At 57.0% G+C, this 18,760-nt stretch carries 18 protein-coding genes; 8 read left to right on the top strand and 10 right to left on the bottom strand.

Going from position 1 to position 18,760, the window contains the following annotated elements; genetic code table 11:
* Positions 1-22: 22 nt before the first annotated feature.
* Positions 23-763, bottom strand: a complete 741-nt coding sequence (locus tag OVA00_RS39340; protein ID WP_112772465.1) for a helix-turn-helix domain-containing protein — start codon at positions 761-763, stop codon at positions 23-25.
* Positions 764-902: 139 nt separating this feature from the next.
* On the opposite strand from OVA00_RS39340, the gene OVA00_RS39335 reads away from it, so the two are divergent.
* Positions 903-1,643: a response regulator gene (locus OVA00_RS39335; RefSeq protein ID WP_112772464.1), complete on the top strand. Its 741-nt coding sequence runs from the start codon at positions 903-905 to the stop codon at positions 1,641-1,643.
* A 46-nt stretch (positions 1,644-1,689) separates the two neighbouring features.
* On the opposite strand, the gene OVA00_RS39330 is transcribed toward OVA00_RS39335, so the two are convergent.
* The gene (locus tag OVA00_RS39330; protein WP_268091089.1) at positions 1,690-2,121 is read right to left on the bottom strand and encodes a hypothetical protein; all 432 of its coding nucleotides are present in this window, start codon (positions 2,119-2,121) and stop codon (positions 1,690-1,692) included.
* A gap of 214 nt (positions 2,122-2,335) precedes the next feature.
* Between OVA00_RS39330 and argF the strand changes: the two genes are divergently transcribed.
* From argF to OVA00_RS39305, 5 genes are all read left to right on the top strand, one after another.
* Positions 2,336-3,331: an ornithine carbamoyltransferase gene (argF, locus tag OVA00_RS39325; protein WP_112772463.1), complete on the top strand. Its 996-nt coding sequence runs from the start codon at positions 2,336-2,338 to the stop codon at positions 3,329-3,331.
* Between the two features lie 94 nt (positions 3,332-3,425).
* A complete protein-coding gene (locus OVA00_RS39320; RefSeq protein WP_112772498.1) occupies positions 3,426-5,021 on the top strand; it encodes an MBL fold metallo-hydrolase in 1,596 nt (531 codons plus the stop codon).
* A gap of 66 nt (positions 5,022-5,087) precedes the next feature.
* The gene (locus OVA00_RS39315; protein ID WP_268091088.1) at positions 5,088-5,621 is read left to right on the top strand and encodes a hypothetical protein; all 534 of its coding nucleotides are present in this window, start codon (positions 5,088-5,090) and stop codon (positions 5,619-5,621) included.
* Positions 5,622-5,699: 78 nt separating this feature from the next.
* A complete protein-coding gene (locus tag OVA00_RS39310) occupies positions 5,700-7,022 on the top strand; it encodes a trypsin-like peptidase domain-containing protein (protein ID WP_181529585.1) in 1,323 nt (440 codons plus the stop codon).
* Between the two features lie 51 nt (positions 7,023-7,073).
* On the top strand, positions 7,074-8,237 hold the full coding sequence (locus tag OVA00_RS39305; RefSeq protein WP_268091087.1) for a site-2 protease family protein: 1,164 nt from the start codon (positions 7,074-7,076) through the stop codon (positions 8,235-8,237).
* Here OVA00_RS39305 and OVA00_RS39300 read toward each other — a convergent pair.
* The 6 genes from OVA00_RS39300 to OVA00_RS39275 all read right to left on the bottom strand — a co-directional run bounded on the left by OVA00_RS39300 (position 8,182) and on the right by OVA00_RS39275 (position 14,426).
* On the bottom strand, positions 8,182-9,381 hold the full coding sequence (locus tag OVA00_RS39300; RefSeq protein WP_112772460.1) for an efflux RND transporter periplasmic adaptor subunit: 1,200 nt from the start codon (positions 9,379-9,381) through the stop codon (positions 8,182-8,184). The two genes, OVA00_RS39305 and OVA00_RS39300, sit on opposite strands and share 56 nt — an antisense overlap.
* A gap of 3 nt (positions 9,382-9,384) precedes the next feature.
* Positions 9,385-11,706 (bottom strand): ABC transporter permease, encoded by a 2,322-nt coding sequence (locus OVA00_RS39295; protein WP_268091086.1) that lies wholly within the window; start codon positions 11,704-11,706, stop codon positions 9,385-9,387.
* Between the two features lie 51 nt (positions 11,707-11,757).
* Positions 11,758-12,513 (bottom strand): ABC transporter ATP-binding protein, encoded by a 756-nt coding sequence (locus OVA00_RS39290; RefSeq protein ID WP_442780597.1) that lies wholly within the window; start codon positions 12,511-12,513, stop codon positions 11,758-11,760.
* 12 nt (positions 12,514-12,525) lie between these two features.
* Positions 12,526-12,969, bottom strand: a complete 444-nt coding sequence (locus OVA00_RS39285) for a baeRF12 domain-containing protein (protein ID WP_112772458.1) — start codon at positions 12,967-12,969, stop codon at positions 12,526-12,528.
* Between the two features lie 30 nt (positions 12,970-12,999).
* On the bottom strand, positions 13,000-13,830 hold the full coding sequence (locus OVA00_RS39280; protein WP_112772457.1) for a universal stress protein: 831 nt from the start codon (positions 13,828-13,830) through the stop codon (positions 13,000-13,002).
* Positions 13,831-13,898: 68 nt separating this feature from the next.
* Complete coding sequence (locus tag OVA00_RS39275) at positions 13,899-14,426, bottom strand: Hsp20/alpha crystallin family protein (protein WP_112772456.1); 528 nt, start codon at positions 14,424-14,426, stop codon at positions 13,899-13,901.
* Between the two features lie 139 nt (positions 14,427-14,565).
* Here OVA00_RS39275 and OVA00_RS39270 point away from each other — a divergent pair, with 139 nt between their 5' ends.
* Positions 14,566-14,889: a hypothetical protein gene (locus OVA00_RS39270; RefSeq protein WP_268091085.1), complete on the top strand. Its 324-nt coding sequence runs from the start codon at positions 14,566-14,568 to the stop codon at positions 14,887-14,889.
* A 40-nt stretch (positions 14,890-14,929) separates the two neighbouring features.
* Here the strand turns inward: OVA00_RS39270 and OVA00_RS39265 are convergent, their stop codons facing one another.
* Entirely contained in the window at positions 14,930-15,901 is a 972-nt protein-coding gene (locus OVA00_RS39265; protein ID WP_234824523.1) for a glucokinase, read from the bottom strand.
* A gap of 127 nt (positions 15,902-16,028) precedes the next feature.
* Here OVA00_RS39265 and ppsA point away from each other — a divergent pair, with 127 nt between their 5' ends.
* Positions 16,029-18,407: a phosphoenolpyruvate synthase gene (gene ppsA / locus OVA00_RS39260; RefSeq protein ID WP_268091084.1), complete on the top strand. Its 2,379-nt coding sequence runs from the start codon at positions 16,029-16,031 to the stop codon at positions 18,405-18,407.
* An 18-nt stretch (positions 18,408-18,425) separates the two neighbouring features.
* On the opposite strand, the gene OVA00_RS39255 is transcribed toward ppsA, so the two are convergent.
* Positions 18,426-18,743, bottom strand: coding sequence for an ATPase inhibitor subunit zeta (locus OVA00_RS39255; RefSeq protein ID WP_268091083.1), 318 nt, complete (start codon positions 18,741-18,743; stop codon positions 18,426-18,428).
* Between the last annotated feature and the right edge of the window lie 17 nt (positions 18,744-18,760).

Genomic DNA, 18,760 nt, shown 5'->3' with positions numbered 1-18,760 from the left:
GCCATCGTCAACCGCCACGTTCTCAGGCGAAACCGGCTCGCCTTATCTTATTTGGCATAGAGACTGCACGAGGTTCGCAACCATCGCCATCTGCAACCGCTTGAAGCATATGCCTTTTCAAGACGATGATCGAGCGCCTGTCGGGCGCAACGATGATGCCGTTGCTTGCAAATTTTGTTATAGTTCGAGATACCGTCTCAATCGTCATATTCAAGTAGTCGGCAATATCCAGCCTGGTCATCGGCAGATCGACGAAGTCCGTCCTTTCGCCGGCCCGGTCTCTCGCCATTAGAAGCAGGAAGTTGGCAACCTTCTCGTCGGCGCTTCGTCGCGACAACAGCACCGCTTGGTCTTGGGCCGCTGTCATTTCGTCGCATAACTTGGAAAAGAGCTGGTTTCGAAGGTGTGGTTGGCGCGCCACGTCGTCTTCAAAACGACGGCGGGGATATCGCCGCAGCCTTACCTCGGTTATCGCTTCGACCGAATAGAGGTAGCGGTCCTTGAGAGAGACGCCCAGGAGATCGCCGGGATGCAGGAATCCAACGATGACGCGACGACCGTCCGCAAGCACGCGCAGAGCGCGCAACATGCCCTCTTCGACCTGAAACACGTAACCGGCATCGTCTCCTTCCCAAAACACGGCCTGACCCGGCAGAGCTTCGATGATCGGCTGAAGACTGAAGATCGCCGATAGATCCGGGGGAGCAAGAGAACACTCCAAGGTTCGAAGACCGCCCGGGACAGCAACTGATTGTAGGGTCATCGCGCATCCTCCCTCGACACTGAGTGGGCTGGATTTCAACATCCGTGCGTGAAAGGCTATCGACGCGCCTGCAACAATTGGTGCTATAGTGTTACGGAATGTGACAGCGCGTCGGGGTAGGCCAACTTCGAGGAAGGCTATGGAAAACGCTCGAAACGAGCCGGAACTTGTGCTCGTCGTGGATGACGATCCACGGATAAGGCAAATGCTGTCACGCTATTTCGAAGGAGAGGGCTACCGGGTAAGCCTCGCCGGCGATGGCAGGGAAATGCGAAACAGGCTCGACAAAGCTCCAGCCGATATCGTTTTACTCGATCTGGGGCTTCCCGGAGAAGACGGACTGTCGCTGGCCCGCGAGCTTCGCGCCCACTCGGACGTACCAATCATTATGCTGACCGGCCGCGACGACGTGGTTGATCGCGTTGTCGGCCTTGAGATTGGCGCCGATGACTATGTCACAAAGCCATTCCACCTTCGTGAAGTCCTTGCACGGGTGAGGGGCGCGCTTCGCCGTCGGCGTCCTCCGGCCGCGTTCGTTCCGGAGGTTCAAGCGAGCGAAACTTTCTGTTTCGAAGGCTTTTGCCTTGACGTTTCCCGTCGTCGGTTGACATCTCCCGACGGCCGCGAGATCTCGTTGACGACGGCCGAGTTTGACATGCTCTGCACTCTTGTGAGACATGCCGGCCGTGTCCTCAATCGGGATCTTTTGATGGATTTGACACGCGGGAGATCGTTGGAGGCCTTTGATCGCGTTATCGACGCTCAGATCGCGCGATTGCGCCGCAAAATCGAGAAAGACCCGCGCCGTCCGGAGTTGATAAAATCGGTTCGAGGCGTAGGCTATGTGTTCAGTGCCCGCATCGAGAAACAGAACGCCTGAGAACCGAATTTTGGATTGTTTTCGCGGATTGTTCTCGCCGGAGACTTCAGCGCAACGGAATGATTATTCCGTCCTCAGCTCCGTCGGTAGCCGGCCAACGGTCCGGTGAAAGTCTTGCGATATGGATGGCGCCGCAACGCCTGTCGAGTGCCACTTCGTTCAAGTATCCGAGCAACGCGCCGCAGACGCCGCGGGCGTCGGCGGCGCTGGCTGTGACGAAGACCGGTACCGAAAGGTAGCGGCCCATCCTTTCGTGATGTCTCACGCGCAATATGGCAACGCCTCTGATGTAGCCAAGCGCATCTTCGACAACTGCAATTTCTTCGATAAAAGGGGATAGGTGTTTCCGCGCGAGGATGGCTGCGCAGATCTGGCGCCATCTATCAATATCGATGTCGTAGCCCACCGCGCCGATCAGGCAATAGGCCCTTTCAACCTGGGCTGCTTTGATTGGGGCGACGGCGTATGCGGAAGCCATGTTATCCTTCCCGATAAGTGGATCGGATTTAGGGAACCCTCCGGGTCTATAGCTTTGTGCCGTGCGATTGCTGGCCTTCATCGGGATAGCGGCACGGCAAGCTAAAGGAGAGTTTTCCCGTGAGCCGGCAAGCCGTCATTGACGGGCATCAATGACGGCAAGTGATATCTTCATTTATTTGTATGAGGAAGCGGCCCAGGAAGGAGACTGCGCAATGTCGATAGATCTTCGCGGTCGCAGCGTGCTCACCCTTGATGACCTGACGGCCGATGAAATCCACTACCTGCTTCGGCTCGTCGCTGATCTAAAGGAAGAAAAGCAGACTGGAATCGAGCTGAAACAATTGATGACGAAGAACGTCGTACTGTTGTGTGAACGACATTCGATCCATGCGCGGGCCGCCTTTGAAGTCGCGGTCTACGACCAAGGCGCCAATGTGACCTTGATCGGACCATCGACTGGCCACACGCGCGATCGGGAATCGGTCAAGGACAAGGCACGTTTTCTCGGCCGGCTTTACGATGCCATCGGATACATCGGGCATTCTCAGTCCGTAGTCGAAGAAGTCGCCAAATGGGCGAATGTGCCGGTCTTGAATGTGATGTCCGACACGTCACATCCCACTCAGACGTTGGCCGACCTCGTGACGATGCAGCAATGCTGCAAAAAACCACTAAACCAAATGACCGTGGCCTTTCTTGGAGATGGACGCAGCAACGTCGCCCGATCCCTGGCAGTGGCTTCCTCAAAACTCGGCATGGACCTTCGCATCGTTTCACCGCCGGATCTGTGGCCGGAGGCGACCTTCATTCAGGGTGTGACGTCGGTTGCAAGGAATAGCGGCGGCCGGATAACCGTACTTGAGCACGTCGGCACCGGCGTTCTCGGCGCTGACTTCATTTCCACGGCTCCGTGGTTTGGCGAGGGAGACGTGCGCTGGGCTGAGCGCGTTAGGCAGCTCGCGCCCTTTGCCGTCAGAGAGAATGTTATGGAAGCGACCGACAATCCGCAAACGAAGCTGATGCACAGCCTCCCCGCCTGGCACTGGCGGGAAGATGAGGCGGACGTCCATATCTCCAAGCGCTTCGGCGTCGAGTGCATGGAGGTGTGCGACAGGGTCTTTGAATCCAAATCCTCGATCGTCTTCGATCAGGCTGAGAACCGCATGCCCGCAATCAAGGCGCTTCTCTTGGCGACGCTTGCGCATTGACGGCCGGGTCGCAACCTTGCCTTAAAGCAGCTTGTGATTGACGCGTTCCAGTTTCTGGACTTGCACTCGACAATCAGAACGAAGGCTTATGCTGATGATCACTCAACCGCTCCTTCATTTTCACGGAGCCGCAGGCACCGTCACCGGCTCATGCCAACTCATTGAGTTTGGGGAAACGAGAGTCTTGATCGATTGCGGGCTCTTCCAGGGGTCCAAGACAGAGAAGGAGCTTAACTATCGACCGTTTCCCTTCGATGTCGAAAGCATCGACGCTGTTATCTTGACGCATGCGCACATTGACCACTCAGGCCTCTTGCCGAAGCTCGCCAGACTAGGATATGGCGGCCCGATTTTCGCAACGCCAGGCACGGCAGATCTGTGCTCCGTGATGCTGCCTGACTCAGCCCATATCCAGGAAACCGAAGTCGACCAACTCAACCGCCGGAACCTCAGAAGGGGGCGGCAGGCTGTGACGCCTATCTACAACGCCAGTGACGCAGCTGTTGCGGTCACGCTATTCAGACAGGTGCGGCTTGAAAAATGGGAGATGGCGGCCCGAGGAGTGCGGTTTCGCTTCTGGAACGCGGGCCACCTGCTCGGCTCGGTGTCCGTCGAGGTCGAACTGGCCACCACCCCAATGCCCCTCAGAATACTCTTTTCTGGGGACATCGGCCCACGACACAAGCTTCTTCAATATGACGCCGACGCACCGACTGGCTGGGACTATGTCGTTTGTGAAAGCACCTACGGCGACGTCGAGCGTGAAGACGCAACCGATGAAACCAGGCGTCGCAGTCTGTGCACGGAAGTTCAGCAGGCAACCCGACCAAACGGCGCCTTGATCGTGCCATCCTTTGCGGTTGAGAGAACTCAAGAGCTCCTCACCGATCTCGTTGATCTGATGGACACCGGCAAAATCGAGAGATGTCCGATCATCATCGACTCGCCTCTGGCGACGCGCGCCAGCGAAATCTTTCGACGGCATGCGCGGGAACTGGAGAACGGGGACCTCCTTGCCAAGGCTCTGCAAGCGAAGAACGTGCGCTTTACGGAGACTCCCGAGCAATCGAAAGCAATCGATTTCGTGAAAGGCTTTCATATCGTCATTGCCGCCAGTGGGATGTGTGAGGCCGGCCGGATAAGACATCGCCTCAAGAACTGGCTATGGCGGGACGAGGGGACGGTGCTCCTTGTCGGTTACCAGGCTGCGGGTACCTTGGGACGCATTCTTGAGGACGGGGCCGAGGTGGTGCGCATTCAAGGCGAAGACATTCGCGTCCGTGCACGCATCAGGAAGCTGGACATCTATAGCGGGCATGCCGACGGCAGGGAACTTGCTGAATGGGTGCGGGCGCGCGAGCCGATCGGTGCCGGCGTCTTCCTTGTGCACGGGGAAGATGAGGCACTCGAGGGAATGAGAAGGCGGCTTCAGACGTTTCTGGAACGGGACAAGGTGATACGTCCCCGTCTGGATGCTTCGTTCCGACTGGAGGCGAAGGAAGCCGTTGAGATTGTTGAAGGTGTTGCCCCGCCACGCATCGATCCAATCCGCGCGGGTCGGATGGACTGGAACAATGATTTGCAATCGCTGGTACTTGACCTGCAGGCGGAATTGGCTAAGGCGGCCGACGATAAAGCCCGAGGCGTTGTCATTCGCCGCGTGCGGCGGGCACTCAACGAGGATGCTTGAAGCAAAACGCAGGCCCGCGATGAAAGAAATCGACCCGGAGCAGCCACGTTGGACGCAATATCATCAATGGGCCGCCGCCAAACCATCCCGATCCGCATCGACAAACTGGCTCGGCTCTTCAATTCGCTGGATCCCACACCCTTCCATGAGCGCGATCTGGACGAGGATGCCGAGCGTTTCATTGTTGACTGGGCTGAGGAGGCCCCTAACGATCGACCAATTGCAATTGTCGTGCAGTTGCCTTCGGGAGAAGCAGACACGGCCGTAATCCGTGTTGTTCAGGACGCGATACGCTATAATTTTGAAAGCCGCGCCAAACAAGCCAGTCGCGAGTTGCGGCAGCTGCTGAGGGAGGGGCGGCGCGCCTTGTTTATCGGTGTGCCGATACTCGCTCTCAGTTTGATTGCCAGTCAGCTCGTGACCAATCTGTCTGGCGAAGGCGCATTCTCGCGTGTCACCAGCGAAAGTCTGGTGATCTTCGGCTGGGTGGCAAATTGGCGGGCATTGGAAATATTTCTCTACGACTGGTGGCCCATCGTGCGGCGCGGCCGGCTCTATGGTCGTCTGGCCGCAGCCGACGTTGAGGTACTCGCCTACTGACCTTCGATTTCCTTGATGCGCGTCAATGCACGCTCGCGCACAGATGAGATCCTGCTTTCATGCTTAGGAGTGCAGGATATGCAGAATCTTCCATGTTTCGTGGTTGCCACCGCGATCTATGCGTTTGCCACTGCCCAAACCCTGGCAAGTGGTGTCGCCGGGTTCTCGGACGCTCTAACTCGGGTAACGCCAGCGGTCGTCGGCATCACTAGCACCGCTAACCGCATATTGTCGAACGACTTGCTGGATGATCCGAACGTTCGAAAGATCCTGGGCCTGCCCGATAACGTCCTTGTCGTCGAGAGCGGTGCCACTATTACGGGATCTGGCGTCATCATCGACGCCGAACATGGCTACATCGTTACGAATAGCCATGTGATCGCCGATTCCGATGACATCGCCGTCACACTAAAAGACGGCCGCGTTCTGCCTGCCGAAGTTGTAGGCCGCGATCCGCCAACCGATCTTGCCGTGATAAGGATTGAGGCTGCGGGTCTCACTGCCCTCACCTGGGGGCGATCGTCAGCTATCAAGGTTGGCGATTTCGTGGTCGCGGTGGGAAGTCCCCTGGGCTTGGAGCAGACAGCAAGCTTTGGGATCGTAAGCGGACTTAGCCGGACGGGATTGGGGATCGACGAATATGAGGACTACATCCAGACTGATGCCGCGCTGAATCCGGGGAACTCCGGCGGCGCACTCGTCAATGCAGCAGGCGAGCTTCTGGGCGTGGTCCGCGGAGCACCTCCCCCGGACGAAGCGGCTCAGGGTGTCGGTTTTATCATCCCTTCCGACTTCGCCACCAAGGTCGTTCGCACCCTGATAAGGGACGGAGAAATCCGGCGCGGGTGGCTTGGCGCGTCCGTCACCCTTTCGCAGGCAGGCGATGACGCGGCGCGGGAACTGGTCGTTGACAGACTTTCCTGCGGTTCGGCCGCCGAGCGCCAAGGGGTGAAGCTGGGCGATGCCGTGACGGCGCTCAATGGCCACGCGGTCTCGAGCGAGGCCGGCTTCAGGAACGCAGCAAGCCTGCTGGAGCCCGATACCCAGGTCACTCTCGATATCAGCCGAGAGGGAAGGGCAGAACGGCTGGAACTGAAGCTCTCCGACCCGGCAAGCATGCTTAGCGCTCCTGATCATCGAACCCTGGACTCCGTGACCCTTGCCTTGCCCAATTCATCGGCCTCGCGCGCGTGTACGCCCAACGGACCGGTACTCATCGAGGTGCCATCCGACAGCGTAGCATATGCGGCCGGGCTCAGAGTGGGTGACTACCTAACATCGATAAACGGTGAGGAAGCCGCTTCAGTGTCTCGGCTTCAAGACCTGTTGGACGCCGCCGATGGCAAGGTTTCGTTCGACATCCTTCGCGCAGGGACGGCGTATCGATTTGTGGTTCCCTAGGCGAGAATCTTCAACGATCGCCTTTTGGAAAGAGATCGGAGCGAGAATACTATGCAATGGTCCATAAAATTGGGTACCGTCGCGGGAACCGAAGTCCGCGTGCACGCAACCTTTGCCCTTCTGCTCATTTGGATCTGGGTCATGCATTACCGGATCGGCGGTCCACCGGCCGCCTTCGAGGGCGTTGCCTTCATCATCAGTGTTTTCCTCTGCGTGGTGCTTCATGAATTCGGGCATATCGCGGCCGCTCGCTATTTCGGCATCAATACTCCGAATATCACTCTGTTACCCATCGGCGGTCTAGCGCGGTTGGAACGCAGCCCTGACACGCCGCTTGAGGAATTCGTGATCGCCATTGCTGGCCCGCTCGTAAACGTCGCCATTGCTGGCCTCATCGTTACGGTCGTCGGAGGTGCCTTGGGCTGGGAACAACTGCTAGGACCGCAAGATCCCCGCATAGATTTCCTGGCGCGGCTCGCGGGGGTCAACATTTTCCTCGTTGTCTTTAACATGATCCCGGCCTTCCCGATGGATGGCGGGCGTATCCTGCGGGCAATTCTTGCTTGGCGCTTGCCCTGGGCGCGTGCCACCACGCTTGCGGCTCGGATCGGACAATCCATCGCGCTAGCCATGGGAATCTTTGGCGTCTTCTTCAATCCGTTGCTTATTCTCATTGCAATCTTCGTATATTTCGCCGCCGAGACTGAAGCGCAAGGCAGCGACGTTCAGGCCATTTCCGACGACACAAGCATCTTCGATGTAATGATTACCGAGTTCGCGACACTCGGCCCCCGGGCCCGTGTCGGCGAGGCAGTAGAGCTCCTTCTTGCCACCAGCCAAAGCGAGTTTCCTGTTGTTGACGAAGCCGGTCGGTTCGAGGGATTGATGACGCGAGAAGGCATTGTCCGTGCGATGAAGGAAAGGGGCGCGGGCGCGTCCGTAAGCGACGTTATGCGCCGTGACATTCCTGCGCTGAATGAGAAGTCCCCGATCGACTTTAGTTTGAAGCTCATGCGGGAAGCTCAAACATCTGCTCTACCTATCGTCGACAGCGGCGAGCGCGTTGTCGGCCTCATGAACTATGAAACCATTGGAGAATTGATGATGCTTCACTACGCCGATGAACACTTTAAGCCACTCGGCCGCCATCACCAGGCGCCTATCGCTCGACAACAGAGACCCCGTCGGCGATACGATCACTTGGATAAAGAATGACCCTCTCTCCTGGAACCAACCCCTCGCGGACTTCCACTTCGAGATTGTTTCGTTGCCCTATCTGAACCGTCTTCGAACGCGCGAGCCCTTCTTCAACGGTAAAAACCGCCCAATTGTCCACCTGACGGAAAAGTGCGCCTAGTGGAAGTTTGAGCACTTCGCCATTGAAGAGGATGATCTGAACACCGGCGCGATAACCGTGCCCAAGCGGCCGCCATCTGACCGGGGGATCCGTAAGATCGAGGACAACGTCAACACGCTGCTCTTCGATGCCGAGCGAAGACACTTTGGTCTGGCCGAACGGCTCGATCCGGCGCACGATTGCGTTGAGATCTCCCCCACCCCAGTTGGTCACAATTGCTTTTTGCCCGGGTGTGAGCTTGACGGCGTCTTCGGAGAGAAGATTGACGGTGATCTCCATATCATCGGGATCGCCGATCTCTAAAAGAGGGGTGCCTGCATCGACCACGCCCTCACTGCGGCGCATGACCCTTAGGACCACGCCATTCACAGGCGCCGTCAACGCGACGCACTCGCAAGGTCCGCTGCGGTTCCTAATTTCCTGGCGTGACAGCAGGCGTGATCGTGCTTGACTGAGTTCGTGGCGCCTCACGTCGATAGCCGCCTCGGCGGTCGCCAGATTGGCTTCGGCTACATTGTAGATACGCTCGGCATCGTCAAGAGCTCGCTTAGAGATTGTGTTGCGCTCCATCAAAAGACGCGCGCGACCTCGCTCCGCCTCCGCAAAGGCGAGGTCCGCCTTTGCCTTGTTAAGCTCGGCGGCAGCAAGGTTATAGGCGGCACCTGCGGCGTCCGCTGCCGCCCGCTGCTCTGCTTCCGATCTCACGTCCAGGAAAGCTGGCGCTGCCGGTTCAATCTGGCCGAGCAAGGTCTCTCCAGCCTTAACAGGATCGCCCGCCTCAGCAGTGATCCGCTGCAGCTGCCCGCGAAGGGGCGCATGAAGTGTATAGACTTCACGCACCCGGGCCTCCCCTTCCTCGTCAACCGTCACGCGTAGGGGGCCAATCTGCACCGTCGCCAAGTCCACGGGAACCGGTTGGGGACGAAGCGCATAGGCGAGGCCGATCGCCAGAACGGCCGCCAGGCTTGCCCATATCGCCAGTCGCTTTGGCGCCGTGCGCAACTGCTACTCCCTTGTTTTCAGTGCTGCGATCAGATCCAACTGGTCGAGCCTGCGGCGCGCGACTGCGGCGCAGCCCAGTACCGAGGCAAGCATGATGATCGTCGCTTTGCCATAGGTTGCATTCTGAAGCACGAGTGGAACACGGTAGAGTTCGGTCTCAAATGCGCTCGTCATCCACCATGCGAGCATAAGACCGATCATGGCGCCGAGAGGAACGGCGAGCCATGTCAGCAAACCGACTTCTCCCAAGAGGATGTAGGAGATCTCCCAGCGGGTGAAGCCCAGTATCCGCAACGTTGCAAGTTCTTGCGATCGCTCGGAGATGGCGATACGGATCGAATTGTAGGTTACTCCTAGCGAAAGTGTCATCGCAAACGCAAGGAAGAAGCCGATGAAGATGAAGATCGTCTCGCCCATCGTTTTGTAGAATGTGTCGATGGCAGCGCGTCGAAACTGTATGGAAGCTATGCCAGGAATGTCCTTCAATCTTGCAAGGAGGCCGGCTCGGTCGACCGGGTCCACACGGATATGCAGACCACTTAAGACACGACCGTCTCCCGCAATTCGATTGAGCGCTCCCATCTCCATATATGCGGGCTTGCCAATGTAGGTCTCGAACACTTGTACCACGCGCACGTTGATTGTGGCTTGGTGCCCTTCCAGGAAGCGGAGGATAACAGTATCACCGACGTCAATGCGCAGAAGTTCTGCGAGTTTGCGAGAAACAACCAGGCCGGCAGGAGGGATTTCGAGGCGTCCGCGCGAAGCGTCGAATACGGGACTAAGGTTTGCGCTAGCCGGCAGGCCAATTATACCTTGGCGTTCGCCAAGATGCCCCCGGCTTATTCGAGCTGGTGCGTAGCGATAGGGTTCGACCGTCAGTATACCGTTGAGATTTTCGAAGTCGGTAACGGTTTTGAGCGGGCGAAGTTCGTTGAAAGCCAGAGTGGCGTCCTGGTGTTGTCCGCGTTCGAAAATCGTTTCGGCAAGAGAGTTGATTGCATCGACCCATTGGAGCGCCATGATCATGACAGCTGTCGACATTGCTAGCCCAAAACTTGTAAGCAATGCCCGACCAGGCCATCTCGTGATCCGCCGCAGGATCATGCGGGTCGGCTCATCAATCGTTCCAGCATACGCCGAACGGGTTGTAAACAGGCGCCGATAGACCGGCGGGGAGGGCGGTTTCATTGCCTCGGCCGGCGGCAGCCGAACGGCGCGATAACTGGCCGCCAGGCTGCCGACGAACGCGGCAGCCAGACTGATTGTCGCGGATACCAGGAATGCCTCAGGCCCAGGTCGGTAGAGCAGAAAGGGAAAGCGGTAGAATTTTGTGTAGAGTTCAGTGTTCCAGTGCCCAAGCCATGCGCCGACCATTGAACCGAGCGCGATGCCCACAGCTCCAATTGCAAGGGCGAGCTTGAAATAGTGCCAGCCGATCGTCCAGTTGGAGTAGCCAAGAGCTTTGAGCAGACCGATTTCCCGGCGTTCGGTATCGACGAGACGCGCCATCACCAGGTTTGTCAGGAAGCCCGCCACGGCGAGGAATATGGTTGGCATCACACGGGACAGGTTCTTCTGTTGAGCAATTTCGCTTTCGAGGAACCAGTTTGAAGTCTGGTCGCTGCGACTGTAGGCCCCTATGCCACCGTGTGGCTCTAGAATGGCGTCGAGCCGACGAATAACATCGTTGATATCAGTACCTGGTAACAGACTGAGTGCAACGCTGTTGAAGGACGCTTTGAGCTCAAAAGCCGCGGCCAAGGCATCCCGTCCCATCCAAAGGATGCCGAAACGCTCGTCGTCCGGCATCAGTCCCCCTGGAGCAATGGCGTATACGAATTCCGGGCTCAGCGCGGTTCCCACGATCTGCAATTTGCGCCTGCGACCTTGCAATATGACGTCAACACTGTCCCCGGGCGTCAACGCATGCGCCTCAGCAAAGGGTTCGCTGACGACGACCTCATCGGGTCGGGTGGGGTCAACCAAACGTCCCGAACGGATCACGAGCGCATTCAAGAGCTGCGGGCCGTGGTCAGGCAGGGAAATTACCTGCGCAACGACTGGCTCGACATACCCGTCGACGTTGACGATAGCGCGCTCATCGATCCGTGTTTCGATCAACCTGGCGCCCGGGATCTCCGCGATGTCGCGCCTGTGATAGTCCGGCACGCGTTTGGCGTGAGCGAAAATATCGGCAAAGCGGGTCCGCTCATAATAGGCGGCTGTCGTTTCCTGCAGCGCCTCGATCGTCGTCAGTGACATGATCAATAGTGCCGTGCCTGATGCGATCACCAACGCGATTGCAAAAAGCTGAGCCTTCATTTTCCAGAGCTGTCGTAGAAGCTTTCGGTTAAGGCTTGTCATCGCGGCTAGTCACCAAATCAACTCACTGGGCGAGCGCTGCGTTGCATTACATCGCGTTTCTACGATGCGACCATCCGCGAAATAAAGGACGCGATCGGCAATCTCGGCAATGACAGCATTGTGGGTGATCAGCGCAGTTGTGGTGCCAAGCTCCCGATTGATCTTCAGAATGGCCTCGAGCACGAGAATTCCAGTCTTGCTGTCGAGAGCGCCTGTTGGCTCGTCACAGAGCAGCAAATTGGGTCGCTTTGCGATCGCTCGTGCGATCGCAACCCGCTGCTGTTCGCCGCCTGAAAGCTGTGCTGGAAAGTGGTCAAGGCGATCGCCAAGTCCGACAAGTGCCAGCGCTTCGGCGGGCGACATCGGATCTCTGGCGATCTCGGTCACAAGAGCGACATTTTCTCGCGCAGTCAGGCTTGGTATTAAATTGTAGAATTGAAAGACAAAGCCAACATGGTTTCGTCTGTATTGATTGAGAGCGCGTTCGCTGTCTAGCGCAAGCGGCTGATCGCCGAAGCTTATTTGACCGGATGAGGGCGTGTCGAGACCCCCCAGTATATTGAGTAGGGTGGACTTACCGCTTCCAGATGGTCCGAGCAGTACCACGAGCTCTGCCTTTCGCAGATCGACATCAACGCCGCGAAGGGCAAAAACCTCAATGGTCCCCATCCGATAGACTTTTGTGAGGTCCCGTGCCACCAAGGCGGTGGCTGCTGTATCGGTTTCCACTGACCATCCCTTGTGCTCGCCATGAGCGTGAGGCATGCCGTCCGCGCCCTAGTCGACGAAGTAACGCTCAATATCTGCAACCTCGAGTTTGACCAAGTCTTTTGCGAGTTCGGCACTGACCACGGAGCGCGCGCGCAGATCAAGTTGCCGGCGCAATTGCCCAAGGACGCGCGGAGGCGCAACAAGGACGAGGTTCTTAATATTCTCATCACGTGCAAGGGCCGACATCTTGCTGGCAATGCTAGTGATAAATCGCTCTTCGGCCTGCTCGTGCAAGTCAGTTTGTTCGACCTTGCTTCGTGAGCCGCCCACCGATTGATAGACCCTTCCTTCGCGATCGCTTCCCAGCATTCGCGTCGGCGCTTCCAGGTTTACGATTGAATCCTTGACAACAAGATTGGGGTGTTCGAAATTTCCACCATTGCGTATGACAAGCGCTCGGCCCCCATCACACGCCAAAATCCAACAATCATGCGGAATTTTCGGCTTCATCGCAGTGCCCTTTCCTCTGACAAACACATTTCAATGCGCCATTAAGATCGGCAAATTTGCCTCCTTGAGCATAGATTTCGTGACGCCGCCAAGGATAAGCTCCAGCAATTTGGAATGCCCGTAGGCCCCCATGATAATCATGTCGGCGTTGACGTCCAACGCGTGTCTTAACAAGGTATCAGTTACAGAGTGACCTGAGCTTGGCAGGGTCTCGACCGTGACGTTGATGCCGTGGCGCGCCAGATAAGTTGCGACGTCAGCACCTGGCTCGTCACCACTCACTCTTGACGCCGCAACCGGGTCGATCATGGTAACGTGAACCGACTGCGCCATTTGCATTAATTCGAGTCCCTCCCTTGCGGCGTGCGCTGCGCTTGGACGCGAATCCCAGGCCAAAAGGATCGTCTTTGGCCGCAAGGTCACGTTAGCACCGGGTGGAACGAACAGGACGGGACGCCTTGCTTGAAAGAGCCCGCCGCTCACAACCTGCGACTTCAGTTCGTCGTGTCCAAAGATGCCAGGTCCGGCCACGACCAAGTCCGCGTAAATGGCTCTTTCGCCAATATCATAGGCTGGGCCGCCGACTTCCGCATACAGGCTGTCGACATCAAACGACAGCCCGGCTGTGGCGAAACGTTCGCGAACCACGGAGACGCGATCTTCTAGTTTCTTGAGCTTGCGCTCACGCACCTCCAGCCAACTCGGGGAAAGCGTCTCATAGCGTCCCGTGGGGATACGGGCCAAGGTAATAAGAAAGGCGCTGACGTGAGCGTTGACCTCACCACCAAGTTTCATCGCTATCTGGAGGTCTTCCTCCTTTGGATGTTCATCCAAAATGCTCAAAATAGTCTTGAATGCCATTTCCTCCTCCCTTCGAATGCGCCGCTCCGCAAGGCTTTCAATTACCTTGTGGAGCGGACGCACGATTGCTAGGCCGCTTTCACCTGGATCTTGCGATCGTTCTGCTGAGCCTCTTTGGTCTTTGGCAAGGTGACTGTGAGAACACCCTTCGAAAAGGTTGCAGCAATGTCATCGGCCTTCACGCCTTCCGGAACTTTAAACGTGCGCTGGAACGAACCGTACCGCCGCTCCGAGAGCACGTACTCTTTGTCTTTCTCTTCCTTGACTTCCTGCTTTTCACCGCGAATGGTGAGGTTTCCGTTGGCAACTTTCACCTCGATATCCTTCTCCTCGATACCAGGCAGCTCGGCGGTGATCTCGAAGCTGGCCTCCTTCTCAACCAGATCTACGGCTGGTGCGATTGCCCAGTTTGGCAAAAGAGCTGTCCGCTGAAAGTGGACCGGTTCAAAGGGCCTGCGCCAAAAGCTTGGGGTGAAGTCATCAAACAGGCGGTCGATTTCGGCGCGAAGGCCTTCGAAAGGCAGCCACGATTCCGGGCGGGAACGAGGCGTCTTTTCGTCTTGTTTAATGGGAAGTTTGGTTGCTGTCTCAGCCATGGCTGCTTTCTCCTTTCGAGTGGACATCGGGCGTTGTCGGCGACATGCGTAAGAATGGGACCGGATTGACCACTATCGGGTCTCTTTTCTGCGTTGGTATCGCCGACCAACAGACCTTGCGATTAAAACGCGTTTGTGAGTGCGTCGCATTGACGGCCGTCAAAGGACGGCGTGCGATCGCTTTGACGAAGCGCAATGCAAGGAACCCGTCATCGTGATCCTAATTGGCGCGTGGGCTTTGTTCGGGAATTTCGAAATGGCCAGGCGCGGAAAACTGGAGATAGTACAGGCGGCTTTGCTGAATTGGCTGATGTTGATATTGATTATACTCATGATCGCCTCAGTGTTCAGCGTGCTCCTGATAAAGGGAGCTGTTCTCAAGGAACGGCAAGTGAGCCTTGGGCCGCAAAAAGCTTTGGCGGCGGTGTGTTGCGGGACGTCTTTGCCGGGTCTGAAGTCCTAAACGGTTCACCCGGTGAATTGAGGATCGTGACTTCGGATATTCAATGGTACTCGCCAAAGCTCAAGCGCCGTGCAATTGCCAACGCTGCGCCTTTCAAGATCGCGTCATCGCTGCGGATCATGAATATCGGTATTGCGGCAAGCCAGGCCGAACGTCGGCCCTTGGCCTCGAACGCTGATCGAAACAACTTCGCTTTTAGCCGCCTCTCGATTCTTCGTGGAATGGGACCCCAAAGATAGATCCCGCCGCAGGCATCATAAAGGAGAGCGATGTCACCTGCGAACCTGGCTAGCCAAGTCGCAAAGTTATCGACGGCCTTGGCGGCGACTGCGTCGCCGCCGTTTAGGGCGCTGTCGATGATACTGAAGGCCGGCAGGCTACGGATAGTCTGACCGGCGCCTTCGAGCAACAATTCATAAAGATGGCAAAGACCGCCTTCCGATAGGACGTTCTCGACAGAAACGTAGTCCGTATCGCAGCGGATGCGCTCGAGAATGTCGAATTCGGCGCGTGTCTGCGGGGCGAAGGATATACCTCCCGCATAAGTGCGATGCCAGGTCCATGTACCATTGGCGGGAGCCAGGGCCGTCACGCCCAGTGCCTGCCCGATGCTGATGATCGCCTTCGGCCTGATCGGTTCAACCTCACGCCCGCTGATGATTTTGGTATCGTGCGAAGTCAGGTGCGGGAGTGCCAATGCCAGCGCATCGAGAGCATCGACCTTGAAGACTGGAGACGGTGAAGCCCCAAAGTCGAGATGCTTTGCCAATTCCTGTTGAAGTTGACCTTCGTCAGAGATCGGGCCACCGTTTAGCACCGCAATGGCGATTGCTGAAGCAGCGACCGGCGTCGACCGAATATAGGCTGCAAGCGCCTCTGTTGCGCAGGAGAAGGCGCCGTTTTCGAACTGAACGTAGTGATCGATCGATAGTCGGTCGTAATCTGCGACCGCAAGACGCGTGTGTGTCTCGCCAATGTCTGCAACGATTACCTGATGTGCCAGCTTGCCCACCGTGGGTCCCTCCTGAACCGTTTTTAACATTCTGCCCCAACTCCGCTGAATGCACTTTGATGGTCATCAAGGTCAGTCTTCCTTGTGACGTCTAAGATTTGTCGGCTGTGGACATAAGGAGGCGTTGATGAGATCCGTGATTTGGCTCGAAGACGTTAGACGAGACGACATCGGTAGGGTTGGCGGCAAGAATGCGTCGCTCGGCGAATTGATCAATGGCCTTTCGGGAAGCAATATCAAGGTTCCTCACGGGTTTGCGACGACGGCGCAAACTTATTGGCGCTTCATCGATTTCAACGGGTTGCGCGAGCCGATCCGGGGGCTTCTGGAGGCTTGGGAATCCGGGCGAGAAACCCTCGGTCAAACAGGTGCGGCGATCCGCGGGCTTGTCCTGCGAGCTGTTCTGCCCGCCGACGTCGAAGACGACCTGCGTCGAGCCTACCGCAGGTTGTCGGAAGGGCTTGGCGTAAACGCTGCCTCGGTTGCTGTGCGCTCGAGCGCCACCGCTGAGGACCTGCCAGCAGCAAGTTTCGCAGGGCAACAGGAAAGCTACCTAAACATTACGGGTGAACAAGCACTCCTGGATGCCTGTCGCCGATGCTACGCCTCCTTGTTTACGGACCGCGCCATCAGCTACCGCCAGGTAAACGGCTTCGATCACATGAAAGTCGCACTGTCGATCGGTATCCAGCAGATGATCCGCTCGGATCTTGGCGGCGCCGGCGTCATGTTCTCGATCGAAACGGAAACCGGTTTCGACAAAGTTGCCGTCATCAACGCAAGCTGGGGTCTTGGCGAGTACGTCGTGAAGGGTACCGTCGATCCGGATGAGTATCGTGTGTTCAAACCGCTCCTCGGCGTCTCGGGGCTGACGCCGATAATTCAAAAGACCCGTGGATCCAAGGAAAGAAAGCTCGTTTACGGCGATAGGGGATCACCGACGCAGGACATATTGACGGAGCCCGAAGAAAGGATGCGGCTGGTCTTAAGTGACCAGGAGATTGTCAAGCTGGCTAATTGGGCCGTTGCGATCGAAGCACACTATGACTGTCCGATGGATATCGAATGGGCAAAGGACGGCCAGAGCCAGGAGATTTGGCTCGTTCAGGCGCGGCCGGAGACAGTCCAGTCACGGGTGGCACCCAATTTACTTTCAACCTACCGCATCAAATCCAAGGGGCGACCGATTGCTAGTGGCTTGGCGATTGGCAGCGCCATAGCCGCCGCGCCTATTTGCCTTGTCGAGGGGGCAGGCGACTCAGATCGCTTCGTCGACGGCGCCGTTCTGGTCGCAAAGACCACCGATCCGGACTGGGTTCCGCTTATGAAGCGTGCCTGCGCCATTGTGACCGACCACGGTGGTCGCACGTCCCACGCCGCGATCGTCAGCAGGGAACTCGGTGTGCCTGCCATCGTGGGCGTCGGAAACGCCACACAAATGCTGCGTTCGGGGGAGGTCGTTACAGTATGCTGCGCCGAGGGTGATCATGGCACAATTTACGAGGGACGGGCCGACTTTGCTGTGGAACAGACCATCCTTTCAGACATACCCAAGACGCACACTAAGGTAATGTTGAACCTCGCGGATCCGCAGGCAGCGTCGAGGTGGTGGAGATTGCCGGCCGATGGCATAGGACTTGCGCGCATGGAGTTCGTGATATCGAATTCCATCCAAATCCATCCAATGGCCCTCGTCCACTTTGATGACCTGCGGGATCAGGCAGCCAAAAAAATGATATCCAAGATGACTGAGGAGTATAGCGACAAAACAGAATACTTTGTCGACAGGCTTTCAACCGGTCTGGCGCGGCTTGCAGCCGTCGCATTTCCGAAACCGATCATTATTCGCTTGAGCGATTTCAAGACTAATGAATACGCTGGACTATGTGGCGGGACCCAATTCGAACCGCAAGAAGAAAATCCCATGATCGGCTTTCGCGGAGCCTCCCGCTACCATTCGCCCCGATATCGCGATGGATTCGTGCTGGAATGCCGTGCCATAAAACGCCTTCGAGAGAATATGGGCTTCAGAAACGTCGCGCTCATGATCCCCTTCTGTCGATCTTTGCAAGAGGCAGAAAAGGTGCTCGAAACAATGGCCGAGAACGGATTAAAGCGCGGTAATGGGCTCGAAATCTATGTAATGTGCGAAATTCCTTCCAACGTCATTCTGGCTGCGGACTTCGCCCGATATTTTGACGGTTTTTCCATCGGCTCCAATGACCTCACGCAACTGACGCTTGGTATCGACAGGGATGCCGAGGAGCTTTCAACTCTCTTCGATGAACGGAACCCGGCAGTGATGTGGATGATCCGCAAAGTTATCGCCGATGCGAAGGCGGCTGGCGCCAAGATCGGTCTGTGCGGTCAGGCACCGAGCGACCATCCCGAATTCGCCGCTTTCCTCGTCGAGTGTGGCATTGACTCGATTTCAGTCACACCTGACAGTTTCGTTGCCGTCAAACGGGCGGTTGCTAATGCAGAAGCGAAACAAGAACAGGGATAAAAGGCGAGAGGTGTTGCTTCATTCCTCAGCTTCGAGTTGTTCCGCTGCTACAAAAAGGAACGCTCGCATTTTCTCTCGTAGCTTTGCCTCGTCAACCGACACGCTGGCTGCCTGCAGATCGCCGAGTACCTTGAGCAAGACGTCATCATCTCCGGGTTCGGCTTGAGCGGCCTTGATTACCTCATCCACATAGGCCGATGTGTCCGCGCGTCCAATAGCCTGAGCCGCCCATTTTGCCAAAATGCGGTTGCGTCGATCCCGTACCCGGATTGCCCTCTCGAAATCAAGAAAATATTTCTCTTCGAGGGCCCTTTGGCGTTTGTTCAATTCTGTCATCATGGTGCTCCGAAATG

The organism is Ensifer sp. SL37 (assembly GCF_026672675.1).
Lineage (GTDB): Bacteria > Pseudomonadota > Alphaproteobacteria > Rhizobiales > Rhizobiaceae > Ensifer > Ensifer adhaerens.
This window is presented reverse-complemented; position numbering and strand designations above follow the sequence as displayed.

Bases quoted from the DNA above. Each gene is read 5' to 3' on its own strand.
- OVA00_RS39280 (WP_112772457.1), bottom strand. From the start codon at position 13,830: ATGGCATTCAAGACTATTTTGAGCATTTTGGATGAACATCCAAAGGAG.
- OVA00_RS39330 (WP_268091089.1), bottom strand. From the start codon at position 2,121: ATGGCTTCCGCATACGCCGTCGCCCCAATCAAAGCAGCCCAGGTTGAA.
- OVA00_RS39290 (WP_442780597.1), bottom strand. From the start codon at position 12,513: ATGCCTCACGCTCATGGCGAGCACAAGGGATGGTCAGTGGAAACCGAT.
- OVA00_RS39310 (WP_181529585.1), top strand. From the start codon at position 5,700: ATGCAGAATCTTCCATGTTTCGTGGTTGCCACCGCGATCTATGCGTTT.
- OVA00_RS39335 (WP_112772464.1), top strand. From the start codon at position 903: ATGGAAAACGCTCGAAACGAGCCGGAACTTGTGCTCGTCGTGGATGAC.
- ppsA (WP_268091084.1), top strand. From the start codon at position 16,029: ATGAGATCCGTGATTTGGCTCGAAGACGTTAGACGAGACGACATCGGT.
- OVA00_RS39305 (WP_268091087.1), top strand. From the start codon at position 7,074: ATGCAATGGTCCATAAAATTGGGTACCGTCGCGGGAACCGAAGTCCGC.
- OVA00_RS39275 (WP_112772456.1), bottom strand. From the start codon at position 14,426: ATGGCTGAGACAGCAACCAAACTTCCCATTAAACAAGACGAAAAGACG.
- OVA00_RS39340 (WP_112772465.1), bottom strand. From the start codon at position 763: ATGACCCTACAATCAGTTGCTGTCCCGGGCGGTCTTCGAACCTTGGAG.
- OVA00_RS39320 (WP_112772498.1), top strand. From the start codon at position 3,426: ATGATCACTCAACCGCTCCTTCATTTTCACGGAGCCGCAGGCACCGTC.
- OVA00_RS39285 (WP_112772458.1), bottom strand. From the start codon at position 12,969: ATGAAGCCGAAAATTCCGCATGATTGTTGGATTTTGGCGTGTGATGGG.
- OVA00_RS39295 (WP_268091086.1), bottom strand. From the start codon at position 11,706: ATGAAGGCTCAGCTTTTTGCAATCGCGTTGGTGATCGCATCAGGCACG.
- OVA00_RS39315 (WP_268091088.1), top strand. From the start codon at position 5,088: ATGGGCCGCCGCCAAACCATCCCGATCCGCATCGACAAACTGGCTCGG.
- OVA00_RS39255 (WP_268091083.1), bottom strand. From the start codon at position 18,743: ATGACAGAATTGAACAAACGCCAAAGGGCCCTCGAAGAGAAATATTTT.
- argF (WP_112772463.1), top strand. From the start codon at position 2,336: ATGTCGATAGATCTTCGCGGTCGCAGCGTGCTCACCCTTGATGACCTG.